Source organism: Pantoea allii, from assembly GCF_046529425.1.
GTDB lineage: Bacteria > Pseudomonadota > Gammaproteobacteria > Enterobacterales > Enterobacteriaceae > Pantoea > Pantoea allii.
This window is the reverse complement of the sequence record NZ_CP125958.1, coordinates 979,054-996,285: the sequence shown is the minus strand read 5'-3', so window position 1 is coordinate 996,285 and position 17,232 is coordinate 979,054. Positions and strand designations below refer to the sequence as shown.

Here is a 17,232-nt window from a genome sequence, read left to right as displayed (position 1 = left end):
AAACGTTTTTGGTGTTCTCATCACCTGTAAAGGTGTGACTTACCGATCGTCCTGATGGGCCTGCAGTACCGGCAAGTACCAGTGCTCCGCGGCCTCGGTTATGCGCTGTACATGAGACGCGTCCAGTGCCCTGCACAACCGCTGCAAATAGGGATCGCTCCCCTCGCCCTCCTGCTGATAACCGCCCACCCAGGCCGCCAGTAAACTATTACGGGCTTTGAGCTGAGTCGCCTCATCCGTCAGGAACTGTTGGCTTTTTTTATCGAAACAGGCGTTGAGCCAGGCACCGCCGCTTTTGGTCAGCAGCATTAAGGGTTCCCGCATTCCCTGCAGATAACCTTGCATGTAGCGCGCTAACGTGGCGATGGCGTCATCCGGCGTAACGGCGTGGAAGCACCAGTAACTGTGCTGTCGGCCAAACATCCGGCTTCTGCCGTTACCGCCCAGTGCACAATAAACTAAATGCTCGAGCCACAGTAATAAACCATCATTGATATTCAGCACGCCCGGACGCCAGCGCAACAGACCATCGCTCTGCACCTGGGTCAGCCAACCGGATAACCTGACGCCGTCCAGATCCAGATTGATCTCCCAGCTTTCACCTTCGCTGCGTTGACTGCTCACTTCCGCCGCCACCTCCTGCATCTCTTCGCGCTGAGCCTGCCAGAACAGCTCGCCAAAGGCACCGTAAGGTAAGTTTCCTGCGGCGCGATGATGTGCATAAAGACGATCGGTGTCATCGCCCGTCACCAATGCATTCAGTAACTGGGCATTAATCTGGTAACGCTCCAGGCTGTCCAGGGCAAAAGGCTCGCTATCGGGCAGTTCATTTTCCTCAAGCCAGAAACTGACGCCCAGACGTTGCTGAAACCAGGCCCGAACCGGATGACGCCAGAATCGCAGGAACTGCTCCAGGGCGAGTGTCTCTACGGGCGGAGTGAGCAGGGGCTGGACAAAATCAGGTTGCGGCTGGCCGGTGCCTTGCGCGGCCGGGAGCCACTCGCGGGCAAAGCTGCGTGCCGTCGACGCGGGCTGGAAGTTTTCCGGCGCAAACGGCATGCGGCTGTGTAAATGTTCCAGATGCGCCCTGACCCGCAGTGCGCTCTCGTCCAGATCCAGATCCTCATCCCCGGGCAGGTAGAAACTTTGCCCGATATACTCCAGTAATTCAGTGACCAGTACTGAGGGATAGCGTTCGGTGTTGTCCTGGATTGCGCGTCCGATATAGCTGATATAGAGCTGTTGCTGTGCCGAAATCAGGGCCTCCAGAAACAGGTAGCGGTCATCATCACGTCGGCTGCGGTCGCCTTTGCGCGACTGATGCTGCATCAGGTCAAATCCCAGCGGCGCTAAGGTGCGCGGATAAACGCCGTCATTCATGCCCAGTAAGCATACGACACGGAAAGGAATGGAGCGCATCGGCATCAGGGTACAAAAGTTGATTTGCCCGGCAAGAAAGCGTTGGCTGATGCGCTGCTGGTCCAGCCGACCGCGCAGATCGTCACGCAGCAATACCACCGGGATCGGCTCATCGAAACGTGCGTCCATGCCATATTCAATCAGCGCCTTCCACTGCTCTTCCACCAGCAGTAATGCGGCTTCAGTTTCCGTATCGGCCGTAAAGAACGCATTGAGCAGCTCGCGGCATAAAGGCAGCCAGGCTTCCAGCGGGCGCGGTTCGGACAAGACCTGACGCCAGTGATTAAGCCGTGACAACAGTTCGGCCAGATGGCCCGCCAGTTCGGCCACCAGCCCGCTCGACTCATCGTAAGGTAAAATGCCCTGCCAGTCGCCATGCTGACTTTCCATCGCATAGCCAAGCAGCATGCGTTGCAGGCCAAAGCGCCAGGTGTGCTGACCGGTAACTGGCAAGGACAATGCCTCAACGCTGGCATCATCCAGCCCCCAGCGCACGCCGGACTCACTTACCCAGCGCCGCAGTAAACGCAGTCCGCTCTCATCAATAGAGAAGTGATTCGCTAAGGCGGGTACGTCCAGCAGCGCCAGCACATCCTCTGAGACAAAACGGCTGTCGGGCAGCGCCAGTAACTGCAAAAAAGCGACAATCGCCGGATGCGCCTGGCTGGCCCGACGGTCAGAGATGGCAAAGGGCAGATAGCGTTCGGTCGGCGCATTGGCAAACACGGCCTGAATAAAGGGCGCATAAGCGTCAATGTCTGCCACCATGACGATGATATCGCGCGCTTTTAACCCAGGACTGGCCTCCATCAGCGCCAGTAAATGATCCTGCAGCACTTCCACTTCACGTTGCACGCTGTGGCAGACCTGTATGGCGATCGAGCGATCCTCGGGGTCAAGCTGACGCTTTTGTCCGCTGTAGGCCAGTTCATCCGCCGTCAGGCCAATCACCGCGTTGTCCTGCAGGTTGAGAAGATCGTGCTGCATGCTGTGTAGCAGGTTGTCTTCTTCAACATCGACAAAGGCGTCAATTTCGCTGTTGAGATCCATCTGGCTGAGCAGATAAAGATTATCGCGCCCCAGCTTGCCCCAGGAGGCCAGGAGCGGGTTAGTCAGCTGCTGCTCGCCCTGCTCACTGAACAGCGCAGGCGCGCGCGCCGCGTCACTAAACAATCCACGGTATTCGTCCCGATCGTGGCGGCGACGCTGACGACTTTGTAACTTCGCCAGAAAGGCATAATCCTGAATGTCGCCCCAGTAATCGCGGCAGGGATTCGTGAACAGCAGATAAATATCAATGTGGCGGCCCAGCGCCTGCAACGCCTGCAGATAGACCGGCGGAAGCGCTGAAATACCACAAATAAAAACCCGCTCGGGCAGGTTAGCCGGGGCGGTCTGCGCCTGCTCCAGCGTATGAATAAAGCGCGCATAGAGGTTGGCACGGTGCCATTTAGGCTGGCCCAGTTCCTCGGTGTAATTCACTAAGTCACGCCACAGCGCCGCCTGCCAGATCTGGGCATCGCCCAGGCCGTCAATGTTTTGGCCACGTTCCCAACTGTTCAGCCAGTCGGCGCGATAAACCAGATACTGGTCAAACAGGTCAGCGATACGGGCGCTGAGCTGAAACAGCTTGCGCTTGTCGCCATCGTCGCTCAGGTAATGACGCAGCGAGGCAAACTCATCCTGACGCAGCAGTGAGGGTAAACGATGCATCAGCTTCCAGCTCATGCTGGCTTTACTGAAGGCACTTTCGACCGGAATGTCCGGCAGGACGCGAACAAACATTTCCCAGATAAAGCTGGCCGGTAGCGGGAATTCGATATTCGCCGCAATACCAAAGGTTTGTGCCAGTTCCATCTGTAACCATTGCGCCATGCCCGGACTCTGCACCAGAACCATTTCTGAGGCGAAGGGATCGTCAAGTGGGTCCAGTTTAATCACTCTGGCTGCCAGGCTTTTGAGCAGATCAAGCTGATTAGAGTGATAAACGTGAAACATGAAAACTCCTGTGGAAAATCAAAACGGCATAGCGACGTCAGAGGGTATTCACTCTACCGCGTATCGCATTTGAAGCCTAACAAAAGGCGGTGGGCGATAGCGCCCCCTGGCGGTTAACAGGTTACACGCATCAGGCTGGCGTGACGTTGATGCGGCCCGCTTACCTCAGCTTTTTCCAGCACACAGCCCGCCGGCCCCTGGGTTTTCTCTGACCGGGATTGCCAGCCCGGCACCTCGCGGCCGAGCAGCCGTTGCTCTGCCACGCGCCAGGCTTCGCGTTGTTGCCACTGCTGGCTGAATCCCAGCGTCAGCACCCGGTGATACTGCAGCAGAGCGCTGGTGCTGACGGCCATCAGGAGCAGAGCAAACAGGGCTTCCGGCAGGCTGAATCCTCCCGCATCAGAAGCAGTCTTCCGCTGCGGCCAGCGGGCAGTAGTCAATCCAGCCTTGCGGCAAGGGATGAAGACGGCGACCCTGCACTCTGACCCAGTGCCATGAGGCCATCTCACTGGTGCGGTCTTCACCTTTAAGCAATCCCTTATCATCTGCGGTTCTCTGCAGGCAGCTCTGCCAGCCATACTGTTTCTCCTGCTGGCAGGTCAACGTCTGTTGTTCCGGCCACTGTAATGTCAGCCCCCACTGCAGCGCCGACTGTGCCTGCCAGAATCCCTGAATGAAACGCTGTTCATCGGCCACTCCGCTCATCCCCTGCGCCAGCATCTCACGGCTGGCATGCAGCGTCAGGCTCCCTGTCAGCATAATGATCAACACCATGCCCAGCGCACTGTTGCCCTGCGCCTTCACAAATTCATGCCCTCGACCCAGCGCGCTACCGTTTCGTCCTGTTGACCAGACCGGCCCTGCAGCAAAATGTTGATCAGGCGACCTTCCCGCTGCACATCAAAGGCTTCCACGGAGAGAAAAGCGGGATCGGACAAGCGCTCCCATCCACCGCCGTTACAGTTATCCACACCGCGCTGCATCTCCAGCTGTTTTTGCCGCAGACGATAGCCGTAATAGTCGCTTTCGCTGTGGCTGATCCCTTCCCAGTGACCGTTGCTGTTTTCATCAACGCGAATAAGCAGACAGCTCTCCGCTACCGTCACTCCCCCGCTGCCACATTCTCCCTGGCAATATCCCGCCCTGCGCACGGCTTTTTCCAGGGTAGACAGTATTTGCTGCAACTCCAGGCGCAACTGCACCCGCTGTTGCAGCCTGAGGTTTTCACCCAGCAGCAGCGGCATAAAGCGCCCCGCCCCGACCATCAGTACCGCACTGATGGACATCGCAATCAGCATTTCCAGCAGGCTAAATCCGGCCATTTTCATTCACAGCCCGCTTCATCTGCCAGACACAGGCGAATCCGTGCCCGTGAAGAGATAATCAGCCGTATTCGTCCTGCCGCATTCACCAGCTCAATGCTACCGGCTTTGGCAACGTTGCGGCGTCCGTAAAAACCGGGTTCACCGCGCAACGGCTGCAAGGCGACATCCGCGTGCGGCGCAATAAAATGCAGACGCCTGGCGGCCTCACAGCCGTTGACCGGTGGTTCGGCTACACCAACGCACCAGGGCTGGGTCGTGCGCGCCCACAGAATAAAGTCACGGTTTTGCCAGTTGGCCTGCGCCCGCACGCTGAGCAGGAAGTTCTGCAGTTGCCGGGCGCTGTCCCGTAGCTGTTGACGCTGCTGCCAGCGTTGCCAGCCCTGAGTGGCAAATGCACTGAGAATACCGACAATCACCATGACGAACAGCAGCTCTGCCAGCGTGAAACCTTTTGACGTTTGTTTTTTCATGGCAGTAGAGTGCGGTGTGGCGGGCGGTCTGGCAAAGTGAAAAACCGGGAACGGGAAGCGGCGCTGCAGAGGCGTTTATCTGGTTGTTGTGTTTAAACAAAAGTTTGCGATCAACGCCGCAATGTTACGCCAGACAAACAATAAAAACCCCGGTATACAGCGCCATACCGGGGTTTTTTATGGGGTGAGATTTAAACGGCAACCGGCGCTTTAATCGCTGGATGCGGATCGTAGCCTTCAATCTCGAAATCGTCGAAGTGATAATCAAACAGCGACGCTGGCTTGCGCTTGATAATAAGCTTAGGCAGGGGCCGCGGCTCACGCGTTAGCTGCAGGCGAGCCTGCTCAAGGTGATTGCTGTACAGGTGCGTATCGCCCCCGGTCCAGACGAAATCGCCCACTTCCAGATCGCACTGCTGCGCCACCATATGCACCAGCAGCGCATAACTCGCGATATTAAACGGCAGGCCGAGGAAGATGTCGCAAGAGCGCTGGTAAAGCTGGCAGGACAGTTTGCCGTCGGCAACATAGAACTGGAAAAATGCATGGCAGGGTGCCAGCGCCATCTCGTCCAGCTCACCGACGTTCCAGGCGGACACAATAATGCGGCGGGAATCCGGATCGCGTTTCAGTTGTTCAATCACCTTGGTGATTTGATCAATCTCCTGGCCGCTTGCCGTGCCCCAACTACGCCACTGCTTGCCGTAAACCGGCCCCAGATTACCTTGTTCATCCGCCCACTCATCCCAAATTGAAACCTTGTTTTCTTTGAGGTAACCAATGTTGGTATCGCCTTGCAGAAACCAGAGCAGTTCATGAATGATGGAGCGCAGATGGCACTTCTTGGTGGTGACCAGCGGAAAACCATCCTGCAGATTAAAACGCATCTGGTGACCAAAAATTGAAAGCGTGCCTGTACCGGTACGGTCAGATTTTGGTGTGCCTTCGTTCAACACGTAGCGCATTAAGTCCAGATACTGTTTCATTTTTCCTCGTGAAGTTGTTGCTGCGGGCGACGACGGTACGCCCAAATCATCATAATCACACCGGCAATGATCATGGGCAGAGACAGCAGTTGTCCCATGCTGAGTCCACCGGTGAGCAAACCAAGCTGTGCGTCGGGCTGACGGAAGAATTCGACAATAAAGCGGAAGCAGCCGTAGCCGATCAGGAACAGGCCAGAAACGCTGCCCATCGGGCGTGGTTTACGAATAAACAGGTTCAGGATAATGAACAGCACGATGCCTTCAAGAAACAGCTCATAGAGCTGTGAAGGATGACGTGGCAGTACGCCATAAGTGTTCAGTAATGCCTGATATTGTGGGTTGTTGGCTGCCAGCGCGATATCTTCGCTGCGCGAACCCGGGAACAGCATGGCAAAACGGAAGTTGGGATCCACGCGGCCCCACAACTCACCATTGATGAAATTACCAAGGCGACCAGCACCGAGGCCAAACGGAATCAGAGGCGCAATAAAGTCTGAAACCTGGAAGAAATGTCGTTTGGTACGGCGAGCGAAGATCAGCATCACCAGAATCACGCCAATCAGTCCACCGTGGAATGACATACCGCCATCCCAGACTTTGAACAGGTACAGTGGGTTATCGAGAAACAGGGGCAGGTTATAAAACAGCACGTAACCAATACGTCCACCCAGGAAAACGCCCAGGAAACCGGCGTAAAGCAGGTTTTCTACTTCCTCTTTTTTCCAGCCGCTGCCCGGCTTGTTCGCCCGACGCACCGCCAGCCACATGGCGAAAACAAAACCCACCAGATACATCAATCCGTACCAGTGAAGCGAAAGCGGTCCGATCGAGAAGATTACCGGGTCGAACTGCGGAAATGCGATATAGCCGTTATTCATCATTCACCGTATATTTTCAGCCCTGAAAAGGGGACGTGATGCACATAAATTAGGGCTGGGCATGATAGCACAGCCAGTTTTCTGAGTAGCCGCAGAAATGTAACCTGGGTTAACGCCCACCCCGAATCAGGCCGCCCAGACCGCGCTCTTCCATAAACGCCGACACCAGCTGACGCACATCTGACGCCGAGTAAGCTTTGAGCGCCTGGGTACTGAGTTTCTGCACTTCTTCATAATCCAGATGGCGCAGCAGATATTTTACGCGCGAGACATTCTTGCCGTTCATGCTGAGATGGTGATATCCCATCCCTATCAAGAGCGCCACACACATCGGATCGCCCGCCATTTCACCACACAAGCATAATTCCAGATTCGCCAAATGGGCTTCAATGGAAATGGCCTGCAGCGCGCGCAGCATCGCCGGATGCAGTGAATCATACAGATTCGCCACGCGCGTATTGTTGCGATCCACCGCCAGTAAATACTGGGTCAGGTCATTGGTCCCGACAGACACAAAATCGACGCGTGAGGCCAGATGCGGGATCATAAACACCATGGAAGGCACTTCAATCATAATCCCGATGCGCGGCTTCGGAATCGTATAGCCGAGCATCTCTTCCACTTCCGTTCCGGCGCGTTGAATAAGGCGTTTGGCCTCGTCGATCTCATCGATATGGCTAATCATCGGCAGTAAAATGCTCAGATTGCCTGACGCGGCGTTAGCACGCAGCATGGCGCGCACCTGCACCATAAAAATCTCGGGTTGGTCGAGCGTGAGACGAATGCCCCGCCAGCCCAGGCAAGGGTTCTCTTCACTAATCGGCATGTACGGCAACTGTTTGTCTGCCCCGATATCCAGCGTGCGCAGCGTAACCGGTTTTTCATGGAACAGTTGTAACATGCCCTGATACTGAGCAACCTGCTCTTCTTCGGACGGGAAGCCGCTCTGCAGCATAAAGGGAATTTCAGTGCGATAAAGGCCAATACCGTCAACCCAACTGCCCAGCGTCTGCTCATGCTCCGGGCTTAACCCCGCATTGAGCATGACCTGCACGCGCTGACCGCTTCTCAGTTCACCAGGCCTGTCCACGCCGCCTTCAGCCATTTTACTGAGGGCATTTTCTTCACTGATTAACCGTTGGTACTCCTGCACCAGCACCGGTTCAGGATCGATCAGCAGTTCGCCGCGATAGCCATCGACAATCAGCAGACGTTTGTTTAACTGACTGGGCTGAATGTCCGCGCCCATGACGGTCGGAATCCCCATCGCGCGGGTTAAAATGGCCGCGTGGGAGTTTGCCGCGCCGTCGCGGACCACAATCCCCGCCAGCCGCTCGTGGGGAATTTCCGCCAGCGTTGTCGCCGTCAGTTCATCCGCCACCAGGACGAAACGCTCAGGCCAGGCGTTGACGCCCACCAGAGAATCATCGAGGTGAAACAGCAAGCGCTGCCCCAGCACCCGCAGATCGCCTGCGCGCTCTTTCAGGTAGCTGTCCGTCAGGCTGGCAAACTGGGCGGCAAACTTTTCAATCACGGTTTTGACCGCCCACTCGGCGACCGATCCGCGTTCGATCTCAGCAAAGAGATCTTTTTTCAACCGTGCGTCAGTTAACAGGTGTGAGTAGAGGTCGAAGATCGCCGCGCTCTCTTTCTGCGCGCTGGCGGTAAAGCGTTTGCTGAAGCGACGAAATTCATTGGCGGCTTCACTCATCGCCAGCGATAAACGTTCGCGTTCACGTTGCTGATCCAGCGTCGAGGCGGCAGAAACCTGATCAAGCAGCGGCTGGGTTTCATCCACCCATCCAGGAGCGACAGCGACACCTGGCGCGGCAGCAATGGCCCGAATGCGCGCCAGACGATACTGACCGAACAACTGACTCAACTGCGATTGAGACAGTAGCGCTGCCAGCTGCGTGGCTAAGGTAACGAGAAACGACTCCTCGCTTTCATCAAACTGTCGATGTTCACGCTGCTGAACCACCAACACGCCCATGAGCTGACGGCGGCTGATAATAGGCACGCCAAGGAAAGAGCGATAGCGCTCTTCCTTTACAGAAGGGATGTACTTATAGCTGGGATGGCTCTGCGCATCGGCAAGGTTAATTGGCTCGGCAAGTCGCCCCACCAGGCCCACAATACCTTCATCAAACGCCAGCTTGACCGTTAAGCCACGCGGTTTTTTCAGGCCGCGTGTGGCCATCAGGTAATAACAGCGACGTTCGTGATCGGCGAGGTAGACGGAACAAACTTCCGTTTCCATCGCCAGGCAGATCTCATTAACCAGAATGTCGAGTGCTTCATTCAGACGTGGCGCACTCGCCACCTTTTCAACAATTTCTCGCAACTGAGTGAGCATAAAGGGCGTGGCCTATCCTCTTTTACGTCGATGGGCAGGATGATTTCGCTGCACCGCACTCTCCTGCATGGACATGACAACGCCAGCAAATTCTTTCATAACCCGACGATAAACATCGCGCTTAAAAGAAACAACCTGACGTACCGGATACCAAAAACTTACCCACCGCCAGCCGTCGAATTCCGGCGTGCTGCTGTGTTGCACATTAATATCTGCGTCATTACACATCAACTGCAGAAGAAACCACTTTTGTTTCTGACCAATACAAACCGGTTTTGTGTCCCAACGCACCAAACGTTTTGGCAACTTGTAGCGTAACCAGTTACGGGTAGAAGCAAGTATTCGAACATCTTTGCGGTGTAACCCGACTTCTTCGAACAGTTCGCGATACATTGCCTGTTCTGCGGTTTCACCGGGATTGATGCCTCCCTGAGGAAATTGCCAGGAGTGCTGTCCAAAGCGCCTGGCCCATAACACTTGCCCCTGCCTGTTACAAATTACGATACCAACATTCGGGCGGTAGCCATCATCATCGATCACCGGACTACCTCAAAAGCTAAAATTGAATGGTCTGATTGTTTCACACTCCTTACAGGCGGTAAACCACTGGATTTGCGGGCGGTTACAGGCGTAATACTGGGATAACTCACAGACTAATGCGAAGTTATAAACAAAGACCACTAAAAAGAGCGATCTTATTCACGTTTTCTGTGGATAGCTTTGTGCAGAACGCGGGAGTTAACTGAATAACATCTCAGGATACTTCGGAGGAGGCTCAAAACCAGATTGTCTTTTTCAATTGAAATGTAAGATAATTTTTTTGCATAACCCGCTTTTTACCCACTGAAAATCCACCGGACAAATCCTTCACGCTGACAATTGGCTAAAGATCCACCACAACGCTTTTTATCCACAGCAATCGGCTTAAGCTTGCATCAAAACGGCCAATTCTTGTCAAAAACTGGCAAAGTCAAGGCTGTAAATGGAACCAGTAGGCCGTTCCAGCCAGGGTTATCCCATTTTTCTGTGGATAACTGGGCCTGAGATCCTGTTCATTGTTGATAGCAAGTTGGGATAACCTGCTACATTAGTGAGAGCAGGCAAATTTCACTTCAAAAAAAAGTACTATGTTTCATGTTATTATGTGAGTTATACCGCGTTCTTTCCTGTGGAAAACCTTAGGTTGCCGCAGGCTGCTTAATTATTAATCATTATGAGTTATTCACATGACATTCCTTCCCGGGCCACCTGAAGATGAGGCAACGTTGCTGTCACGCGCACAAACGCTGGCGGGTTTAACGCTGCAAACCCTGGCTGAACAGGCGGGCATTCCGATGCCTGCCAACCTTAAACGGGACAAAGGCTGGGTAGGTATGCTGCTGGAATTACACTTAGGTGCCAGCGCGGGCAGTAAAGCAGAACAGGATTTTGCCCATCTGGGGATAGAACTAAAAACGATCCCTGTCGATCGCTATGGCAAGCCGCTGGAAACCACGTTTGTGTGCGTCGCGCCACTCACCGGTAACAGCGGTGTGACGTGGCAAAACAGCCATGTTCGCCATAAGCTGGCGCGCGTCCTGTGGGTCCCGGTAGAAGGCGAGCGTGAAATCCCCTTAGCCGAACGTCGGGTTGGCGCGCCACTGCTGTGGAGCCCTGACGCGCAGGAAGATGAGATGCTGCGTCAGGACTGGGAAGAGTTAATGGATATGATCGTACTGGGCAAGGTGGAACGTATTACCGCCCGTCATGGTGCCTGGCTGCAGATTCGCCCGAAAGCGGCCAACAGCAAAGCGTTAACCGAAGGGATTGGCGATCGCGGACAGCCGATCATGACGCTGCCACGTGGTTTTTATCTCAAGAAAAGCTTTACCGGCCCCTTACTGGCGCGTCATTTCCTGGTCTGACGACGGCGTTCTCATGTCCGATACTGTATTTAAAGGTGAGTTAGACAAATTTGGTGCGTATAATCTTTGTTTAATTTTCGTTTAGGATATGAGTGCAGGTATGTTCGATTGGATTTACGATCCCAACGCCTGGCTGGCGCTGGGTACCCTGACCATTCTGGAAGTGGTGCTGGGCATTGATAACATTATCTTTCTGTCGCTAGTGGTGGCGAAACTTCCCAAACACCAGCAAGCCCGCGCACGTCGTATCGGTTTGATGGGTGCCATGCTAATGCGTCTGGGTTTACTGGCCTCCATTGCCTGGGTCGCTAAACTCACCAACCCGCTTTTCACGCTGATGGATCATGCTTTTTCAGCACGCGATCTGATCCTCCTGTTTGGGGGATTATTTTTGCTGTGGAAATCCAGCATGGAGATTCATGAAACCATTGAAGGCGAGGAAACCGAGCACAAGAGCAACGTTAACTCGTTCTTTGGGGCGATTGTCCAAATCATGTTGCTCGACATCATTTTTAGTCTCGACTCGGTGATTACGGCCGTGGGCCTCTCTGACCATCTGTTTATTATGATGGCGGCGGTCGTCATTGCCGTGCTCATGATGATGTTTGCTGCCCGCACTATTGGCGAGTTCGTTGATCGCCATCCGTCGGTAAAAATGCTGGCACTTTCGTTCCTGATTTTGGTGGGTTTCACCCTGATTCTGGAAAGTTTCGCCGTGCATGTACCAAAAGGTTACATTTATTTTGCCATGTTCTTCTCAATGGCCGTTGAGTGCCTTAACCTTATGCGCAGTAAGAAAAAAGTGAGCTAGCATTGTCAAGGGCGGCCCCGCGCCGCCCCGTTATTTTCAGATTGATACGATTAACCCAATCGGTAAAAGGATTTATTACTACACTTTTTGCTATGGACGATTCGTGAGGATAAGCATAATGAAAGGGCTGATTAAAATTGTATTACTGGCCGCTGCTGCGGTGACATTAGCGGGATGTAGTTCCAATTATGTCATGGCAACAAAAGATGGCCGTATGATTATGACCGAAGGCAAACCGAGTATTGATAAAGAAACGGGGCTGGTGCAGTACACCGATCAGTCGGGCCATACCGTGCAGATTAACAGTGATGAAGTCTCGACCATTATTGAACGCTAGATGCGAAACGTATCAGCCTGTCGCCACTCCCCTCGTCGGCAGGCTACTTCTCTTTGTTGTTCCCCTTTGTTACCCGCTACGCCTCGCGCTATAGTCCCTGAAGACAGAATACTTATCCCTACAGAAAAGGAAGCCGGCAATGCATTATCACCGTATCCCCCATAGCACGCTGGAAGTCAGCCAGCTTGGATTGGGCACCATGACGTTTGGTGAGCAAAACAGCGAAGCCGACGCCCACGCTCAACTGGATTTAGCTGTCAGTTCGGGCATTAACCTGATTGATACCGCCGAGATGTATCCGGTACCGCCGCGTCCCGAAACCCAGGGGTTGACCGAAAAGTATATTGGTAGCTGGTTAAAAAAGACCGGCAGCCGGGATAAAATCATTCTCGCCAGTAAAGTCGCCGGGCCGACGCGCGGCAACGATGCATCGATTCGCCCTAACATGGCGCTGGATCGCAAAAATATTCGCGAAGCGCTGGACGCCAGCCTGAAGCGCCTCAATACCGACTACATTGACCTGTATCAGCTGCACTGGCCGCAGCGCCAAACCAACTTCTTTGGCAAGCTCGGCTATCAATACAGTGAGAACAGCGTGCCTGTCACCTTGTTAGAAACGCTGGAAGCACTGGCCGAGCAGGTACGGGCAGGCAAAATTCGTTATATCGGCGTATCGAATGAAACGCCGTGGGGCGTAATGCGTTACCTGCAACTGGCTGAAAAGCACGAGCTACCGCGTATCGTCTCTATTCAAAATCCCTACAGCCTGCTGAATCGCAGCTTTGAAGTGGGCCTGGCGGAAATCAGTCAACATGAAGGCGTGGAACTGCTGGCCTATTCATGCCTGGCTTTTGGTACGCTGAGCGGAAAATACCTTAACGGTGCGCAACCTGCTGGCGCGCGTAATACTTTGTTTAGCCGCTTTACACGTTACAGCGGCGAGCAGTCGCAACTGGCGGTGGCGGAATATGTGGCGCTGGCTCAACAGCATCAGCTTGATCCTTCACAAATGGCACTGGCTTTTGTCCGTCAGCAACCCTTTGTTTCCAGCACCCTGCTGGGCGCGACCACGCTGGACCAGTTACAGATCAATATTGACAGCGCCAACCTGACCCTCAGCAATGAGGTTCTGGAAGCGCTTGAAGCGATCCATCGCCGTTATACCTATCCTGCACCTTGATATGCACTGCCAGCCGGGCTGTTGCGCGGCTGGCGTATATCGGCCATCGTCTTTCCCTTTCCCGACAGCCTGACTGCGCGCATTAGGCTCATTCCAGCGCCAGCAGTTCCTCAATGCGTTGCGCGCGACGAATTTCCCGCGGCTCGCCGTTTTCGAACAGGATCTCAGGAATCAGCGGACGGCTGTTGTAGTTGGAAGACATCGACGCGCCGTAAGCGCCGGTATCATGAAACACCAGGTAATCACCGACTTTAGCGGCTGGAATCGCCCGGGTTTCCACCTTGCCACCTTCAAGCTGGGTAAAAACATCGCCTGACTCGCACAGAGGCCCCGCGACCACGCTATCGATCGTCGTTTGCTCGTTGATAGTCCGGTTATCACCGGCCATCAGAGAGATATGGTGGTAGCTGCCGTACATGGATGGGCGCATCAAATCACTGAAGCCTGCATCCACCAGCACAAAGTGACGACTGCCCATCTCTTTTACCGCCCGAACCTGCGAAACCAGCACACCTGACTCTGCGACCAGGAAACGGCCGGGTTCAATTTCCAGCTTCACGGCATGGCCCAGATGTTCAGCTACGCGCTGACGTGCGGCATCCCACAGGCCAAAATAGTGATCGGTATCGATCGCGTCTTCCCCATAGTGATAGGGAACAGACAGACCGCCGCCGGCAGAGATAGCCTCAATATCCTGACCAAATTGCACCACCAGATCGACCATCGCATCGCAGACCTGCTGCAGGTGCGCATAGTCCACGCCTGAACCGATATGCATATGAATACCGATGAGGCGCAGTCCATATTGTTCAATGGCGGCCTGTGCAGCAGGCAGATCGCTGGGCCAGATACCGTGTTTACTGTTTTCGCCGCCAGTATTGGTTTTTTGGCTGTGGCCGTGACCAAAACCCGGATTGATACGCAGCCAGACCGCGTGTCCGGGAGACACGGCACCCAGTTGATGCAGCATGTCGACGGAGCCGGCATTCACCGGCACCTTGAGTTCAGCTATCCTGGCCAACGTGGCGTTATCCAGAACATCAGCGGTAAAGACGATTTCATCGCTGTTGGGCTTAAAGCCCGCCACCAGCGCACGCTCAATCTCGCCCAGGGAAACTGAATCGACTTTTACTCCCGCAGCATGCATCAGGCGCAGAATGTGCGTGTTAGAACAGGCTTTTTGCGCAAAACGCACCACGTCGAAGGCGTGCAGTTGGGCAATGCGCTGTTGAATAATCTGCGCATCATAGGCCCAGAATGGACCGTTATACTGGCGCGCTAGCGGCAATAAATGGTCAACGTTGAGGGCAGATTCAGTCGTATTGAGTGGACGAGGCATGAAATTTTCTCCTGTGGCAATAAAGCCATTAAGCCAGAATCGTGCCATGCCGAAAAATATCTGTTTTAATAGCATCTATGCAAAAATGATATGGAATAGCCCATGGCAAACATCAACTGGCGGCATATCGAGATTTTTCATGCCGTTATGACCAGTGGGAACCTCACTCAGGCTGCAACGCTGCTGCAAACCTCGCAGCCCACCGTCAGCCGTGAACTGGCGCGCCTTGAACGGCAGCTGAGTCTGAAGTTGTTTGAACGCGTGCGCGGCCGCTTACAACCCACGGTACAGGGATTACGTCTGTTCGAAGAGGTACAGCGCTCGTGGTATGGGCTGGATCGCATCATCGATGCGGCAGAAGGATTGCGCCAGTTTCGCCAGGGCGAGCTGTCCATCGCCTGCCTGCCGGTCTTTTCCCAGTCACTGCTGCCGCCTGTCTGTCAGACTTTTTTGCAGCGTTATCCCGATGTCAGTCTGAATATTATTCCGCAGGAATCGCCGCTACTGGAAGAGTGGCTGTCGGCACAGCGTTATGATCTGGGGCTTACGGAAACGCAGCATGCCCCCGCCGGGACCGTTCGGCTGGCGCTACTGACCTGCGATGAAGTGTGCGTGTTGCCGCAGCAGCATCGACTGGCACAGCATAGCGTGCTGACGCCGCAGGATTTTGCCGGTGAGAACTATGTCAGTCTGTCACGCACGGACAGCTATCGTCAGTTGCTCGACGCGCTGTTTCATGAACAGGGCGTGACGCGCAGGATGGTGATGGAAACCCACAGTGCAGCGTCCGTCTGCGCCATGGTGCAGGCCGGTGTAGGGATCTCGGTGGTGAATCCGCTGACGGCATTAGATTATGCCGACAGCGGTGTGGTCATGCGCCCTTTTAGCGTTGCCGTGCCTTTTACTATCAGCCTGGTCAGGCCGCAACATCGGCCAGCATCGGCCCTGGTCGAGGCGTTTGTGAGCCATCTGCAGCAACAGGTGGCCCGTTTTCCCGAGCAGATTGCGAACAAGCTCGCTTAAGCATGCACCCGGGCCGCCGTACCGCCTGACTTGCGGAAGGTGATCAGGCAAACGACCAGCCCAATCGCCGCCAGGGCAGCAGCGGCAACCGGCACCGCCGTCAGTCCATAGCCGCGCGCGATCACTGCGCCACCGACCCACGCGCCCAGCGCATTGCCCACGTTAAAAGCGGAAATATTCAGGGTTGAAACCAGATTGGGGGCTTCTTTACCGTGGCGCACAACATTGATCTGCAGGCCGGGAACCGTTGCAAAGGTTGCCATCGCCCACAAGAACAATGTGATTTCCGCCAGCCACAGCGCATGGCTGGTCCAGCTAAACAGCAGTGAGAACAGCGTAATCAGCGAAAAACTGCCGATCAGGCTCAGGGAGACTTTACGGTCGGCCATTTTGCCCCCCAGAATATTGCCCACGGTCAGGCCCGCGCCAATCAGGAACAACGTCCAGCTCACGCCACGATCGCCAATGCCGGTAACCTGCAACAGCAACGGCGCAATGTAGCTGAACAGTGCAAACATGGCGGCGGCGAAACATACCGTCATCAGCAATGACAGCCACAGTTTGCCATTTGCCAGCGCGCTGATTTCGCTTGCCAGATTGACCGGCTTCTCGTTTTTATTCCCCGGCAGACTGGTGATCAACGCGATAAATGCCAGCACGCCGATAGCCGAAACGCCCCAGAACGTGGCACGCCAGCCAAACAGCTGACCAAACCAGGTTCCCAGCGGCACGCCTAAGACGTTTGCCAATGTGAGACCAGTGAACATCAACGCGACGGCTGAAGCCTGACGATCGGCGGAAACCAGACTGGCCGCAACCACCGACCCTATCCCAAAGAAGGCACCGTGACAGAGCGCAGTCACCACACGTGCCAGCATCAGTAAGTTATAACTGTAAGCCAGCGCACACAGCAGATTGCCGATGATAAAAATCACCATCAACAGGATTAGCGTTTTCTTACGCGGCAACTTCGCCGTTAACAGCGCCATGACGGGCGCACCGATTGCCACGCCTAATGCATAACCGCTAATTAACCAGCCAGCTGACGGAATGGTCACCCGCAAATCGTTTGCGACTTCCGGCAGCAGGCCCATGATCACAAACTCAGTGGTTCCGATGGCGAACGCACTCAGCGCCAATGCCAGCAATGCAACAGGCATAACACTCTCCCAAAAATGATAATTGCTGCGTGACAGTTGACTCACG

The 17,232-nt window shown here is 54.7% G+C and carries 16 protein-coding genes; 5 read left to right on the top strand and 11 right to left on the bottom strand.

Annotated features, from left to right (window positions below; translation table 11 throughout):
- Window positions 1–39: 39 nt before the first annotated feature.
- The 9 genes from recC to rppH form a co-directional block, all read right to left on the bottom strand.
- A complete protein-coding gene (gene recC / locus QNH99_RS04895; RefSeq protein ID WP_283355079.1) occupies window positions 40–3,417 on the bottom strand; it encodes an exodeoxyribonuclease V subunit gamma in 3,378 nt (1,125 codons plus the stop codon).
- 113 nt (window positions 3,418–3,530) lie between these two features.
- Window positions 3,531–3,857, bottom strand: a complete 327-nt coding sequence (locus QNH99_RS04890; RefSeq protein ID WP_256853132.1) for a prepilin-type N-terminal cleavage/methylation domain-containing protein — start codon at window positions 3,855–3,857, stop codon at window positions 3,531–3,533.
- The gene (locus QNH99_RS04885; RefSeq protein ID WP_241568292.1) at window positions 3,817–4,221 is read right to left on the bottom strand and encodes a DUF2509 family protein; all 405 of its coding nucleotides are present in this window, start codon (window positions 4,219–4,221) and stop codon (window positions 3,817–3,819) included. The genes QNH99_RS04890 and QNH99_RS04885 overlap by 41 nt, the downstream gene beginning before the upstream one ends.
- Window positions 4,218–4,745, bottom strand: coding sequence for a prepilin peptidase-dependent protein (locus tag QNH99_RS04880; protein WP_109717010.1), 528 nt, complete (start codon window positions 4,743–4,745; stop codon window positions 4,218–4,220). Before QNH99_RS04880 ends, QNH99_RS04885 begins: the two co-directional genes overlap by 4 nt.
- Window positions 4,742–5,212 (bottom strand): prepilin peptidase-dependent protein, encoded by a 471-nt coding sequence (locus QNH99_RS04875; RefSeq protein ID WP_063880787.1) that lies wholly within the window; start codon window positions 5,210–5,212, stop codon window positions 4,742–4,744. Before QNH99_RS04875 ends, QNH99_RS04880 begins: the two co-directional genes overlap by 4 nt.
- A gap of 191 nt (window positions 5,213–5,403) precedes the next feature.
- Window positions 5,404–6,198, bottom strand: coding sequence for a thymidylate synthase (thyA, locus tag QNH99_RS04870; RefSeq protein WP_063880788.1), 795 nt, complete (start codon window positions 6,196–6,198; stop codon window positions 5,404–5,406).
- Window positions 6,195–7,076 (bottom strand): prolipoprotein diacylglyceryl transferase, encoded by an 882-nt coding sequence (gene lgt / locus QNH99_RS04865; protein WP_063881243.1) that lies wholly within the window; start codon window positions 7,074–7,076, stop codon window positions 6,195–6,197. Before lgt ends, thyA begins: the two co-directional genes overlap by 4 nt.
- A 109-nt stretch (window positions 7,077–7,185) precedes the next feature.
- Window positions 7,186–9,432 carry a phosphoenolpyruvate--protein phosphotransferase gene (ptsP, locus tag QNH99_RS04860; RefSeq protein WP_096011764.1) on the bottom strand — a complete coding sequence of 749 codons (2,247 nt, stop codon included), beginning with the start codon at window positions 9,430–9,432 and terminating at the stop codon, window positions 7,186–7,188.
- Between the two features lie 12 nt (window positions 9,433–9,444).
- Window positions 9,445–9,972 carry an RNA pyrophosphohydrolase gene (rppH, locus tag QNH99_RS04855; RefSeq protein ID WP_013026988.1) on the bottom strand — a complete coding sequence of 176 codons (528 nt, stop codon included), beginning with the start codon at window positions 9,970–9,972 and terminating at the stop codon, window positions 9,445–9,447.
- A 686-nt stretch (window positions 9,973–10,658) separates the two neighbouring features.
- On the opposite strand from rppH, the gene mutH reads away from it, so the two are divergent.
- The 4 genes from mutH (at window position 10,659) to QNH99_RS04835 (ending at window position 13,664) form a co-directional block, all read left to right on the top strand.
- Window positions 10,659–11,336: a DNA mismatch repair endonuclease MutH gene (mutH, locus tag QNH99_RS04850; protein WP_096011765.1), complete on the top strand. Its 678-nt coding sequence runs from the start codon at window positions 10,659–10,661 to the stop codon at window positions 11,334–11,336.
- Window positions 11,337–11,436: 100 nt separating this feature from the next.
- A complete protein-coding gene (locus tag QNH99_RS04845) occupies window positions 11,437–12,147 on the top strand; it encodes a TerC family protein (RefSeq protein ID WP_063880791.1) in 711 nt (236 codons plus the stop codon).
- Window positions 12,148–12,265: 118 nt separating this feature from the next.
- Window positions 12,266–12,484 (top strand): YgdI/YgdR family lipoprotein, encoded by a 219-nt coding sequence (locus QNH99_RS04840; RefSeq protein WP_283355080.1) that lies wholly within the window; start codon window positions 12,266–12,268, stop codon window positions 12,482–12,484.
- Between the two features lie 139 nt (window positions 12,485–12,623).
- Window positions 12,624–13,664 (top strand): NADP(H)-dependent aldo-keto reductase, encoded by a 1,041-nt coding sequence (locus QNH99_RS04835; protein ID WP_063880793.1) that lies wholly within the window; start codon window positions 12,624–12,626, stop codon window positions 13,662–13,664.
- 88 nt (window positions 13,665–13,752) lie between these two features.
- On the opposite strand, the gene lysA is transcribed toward QNH99_RS04835, so the two are convergent.
- Window positions 13,753–15,003, bottom strand: a complete 1,251-nt coding sequence (gene lysA, locus QNH99_RS04830) for a diaminopimelate decarboxylase (protein WP_145394493.1) — start codon at window positions 15,001–15,003, stop codon at window positions 13,753–13,755.
- A 102-nt stretch (window positions 15,004–15,105) separates the two neighbouring features.
- On the opposite strand from lysA, the gene QNH99_RS04825 reads away from it, so the two are divergent.
- Window positions 15,106–16,026 carry a LysR family transcriptional regulator gene (locus QNH99_RS04825; protein WP_410517363.1) on the top strand — a complete coding sequence of 307 codons (921 nt, stop codon included), beginning with the start codon at window positions 15,106–15,108 and terminating at the stop codon, window positions 16,024–16,026.
- On the opposite strand, the gene QNH99_RS04820 is transcribed toward QNH99_RS04825, so the two are convergent.
- On the bottom strand, window positions 16,023–17,186 hold the full coding sequence (locus QNH99_RS04820; protein WP_218996043.1) for an MFS transporter: 1,164 nt from the start codon (window positions 17,184–17,186) through the stop codon (window positions 16,023–16,025). The genes QNH99_RS04825 and QNH99_RS04820 overlap by 4 nt on opposite strands.
- Between the last annotated feature and the right edge of the window lie 46 nt (window positions 17,187–17,232).

Excerpts from the sequence above, each read along its gene's own strand:
- QNH99_RS04875 (WP_063880787.1), bottom strand. The coding sequence starts at position 5,212 with ATGAAAAAACAAACGTCAAAAGGTTTCACGCTGGCAGAGCTGCTGTTC.
- QNH99_RS04820 (WP_218996043.1), bottom strand. The coding sequence starts at position 17,186 with ATGCCTGTTGCATTGCTGGCATTGGCGCTGAGTGCGTTCGCCATCGGA.
- QNH99_RS04845 (WP_063880791.1), top strand. The coding sequence starts at position 11,437 with ATGTTCGATTGGATTTACGATCCCAACGCCTGGCTGGCGCTGGGTACC.
- QNH99_RS04825 (WP_410517363.1), top strand. The coding sequence starts at position 15,106 with ATGGCAAACATCAACTGGCGGCATATCGAGATTTTTCATGCCGTTATG.
- thyA (WP_063880788.1), bottom strand. The coding sequence starts at position 6,198 with ATGAAACAGTATCTGGACTTAATGCGCTACGTGTTGAACGAAGGCACA.
- mutH (WP_096011765.1), top strand. The coding sequence starts at position 10,659 with ATGACATTCCTTCCCGGGCCACCTGAAGATGAGGCAACGTTGCTGTCA.
- lysA (WP_145394493.1), bottom strand. The coding sequence starts at position 15,003 with ATGCCTCGTCCACTCAATACGACTGAATCTGCCCTCAACGTTGACCAT.
- QNH99_RS04880 (WP_109717010.1), bottom strand. The coding sequence starts at position 4,745 with ATGAAAATGGCCGGATTTAGCCTGCTGGAAATGCTGATTGCGATGTCC.
- ptsP (WP_096011764.1), bottom strand. The coding sequence starts at position 9,432 with ATGCTCACTCAGTTGCGAGAAATTGTTGAAAAGGTGGCGAGTGCGCCA.
- QNH99_RS04840 (WP_283355080.1), top strand. The coding sequence starts at position 12,266 with ATGAAAGGGCTGATTAAAATTGTATTACTGGCCGCTGCTGCGGTGACA.
- recC (WP_283355079.1), bottom strand. The coding sequence starts at position 3,417 with ATGTTTCACGTTTATCACTCTAATCAGCTTGATCTGCTCAAAAGCCTG.
- QNH99_RS04835 (WP_063880793.1), top strand. The coding sequence starts at position 12,624 with ATGCATTATCACCGTATCCCCCATAGCACGCTGGAAGTCAGCCAGCTT.
- lgt (WP_063881243.1), bottom strand. The coding sequence starts at position 7,076 with ATGAATAACGGCTATATCGCATTTCCGCAGTTCGACCCGGTAATCTTC.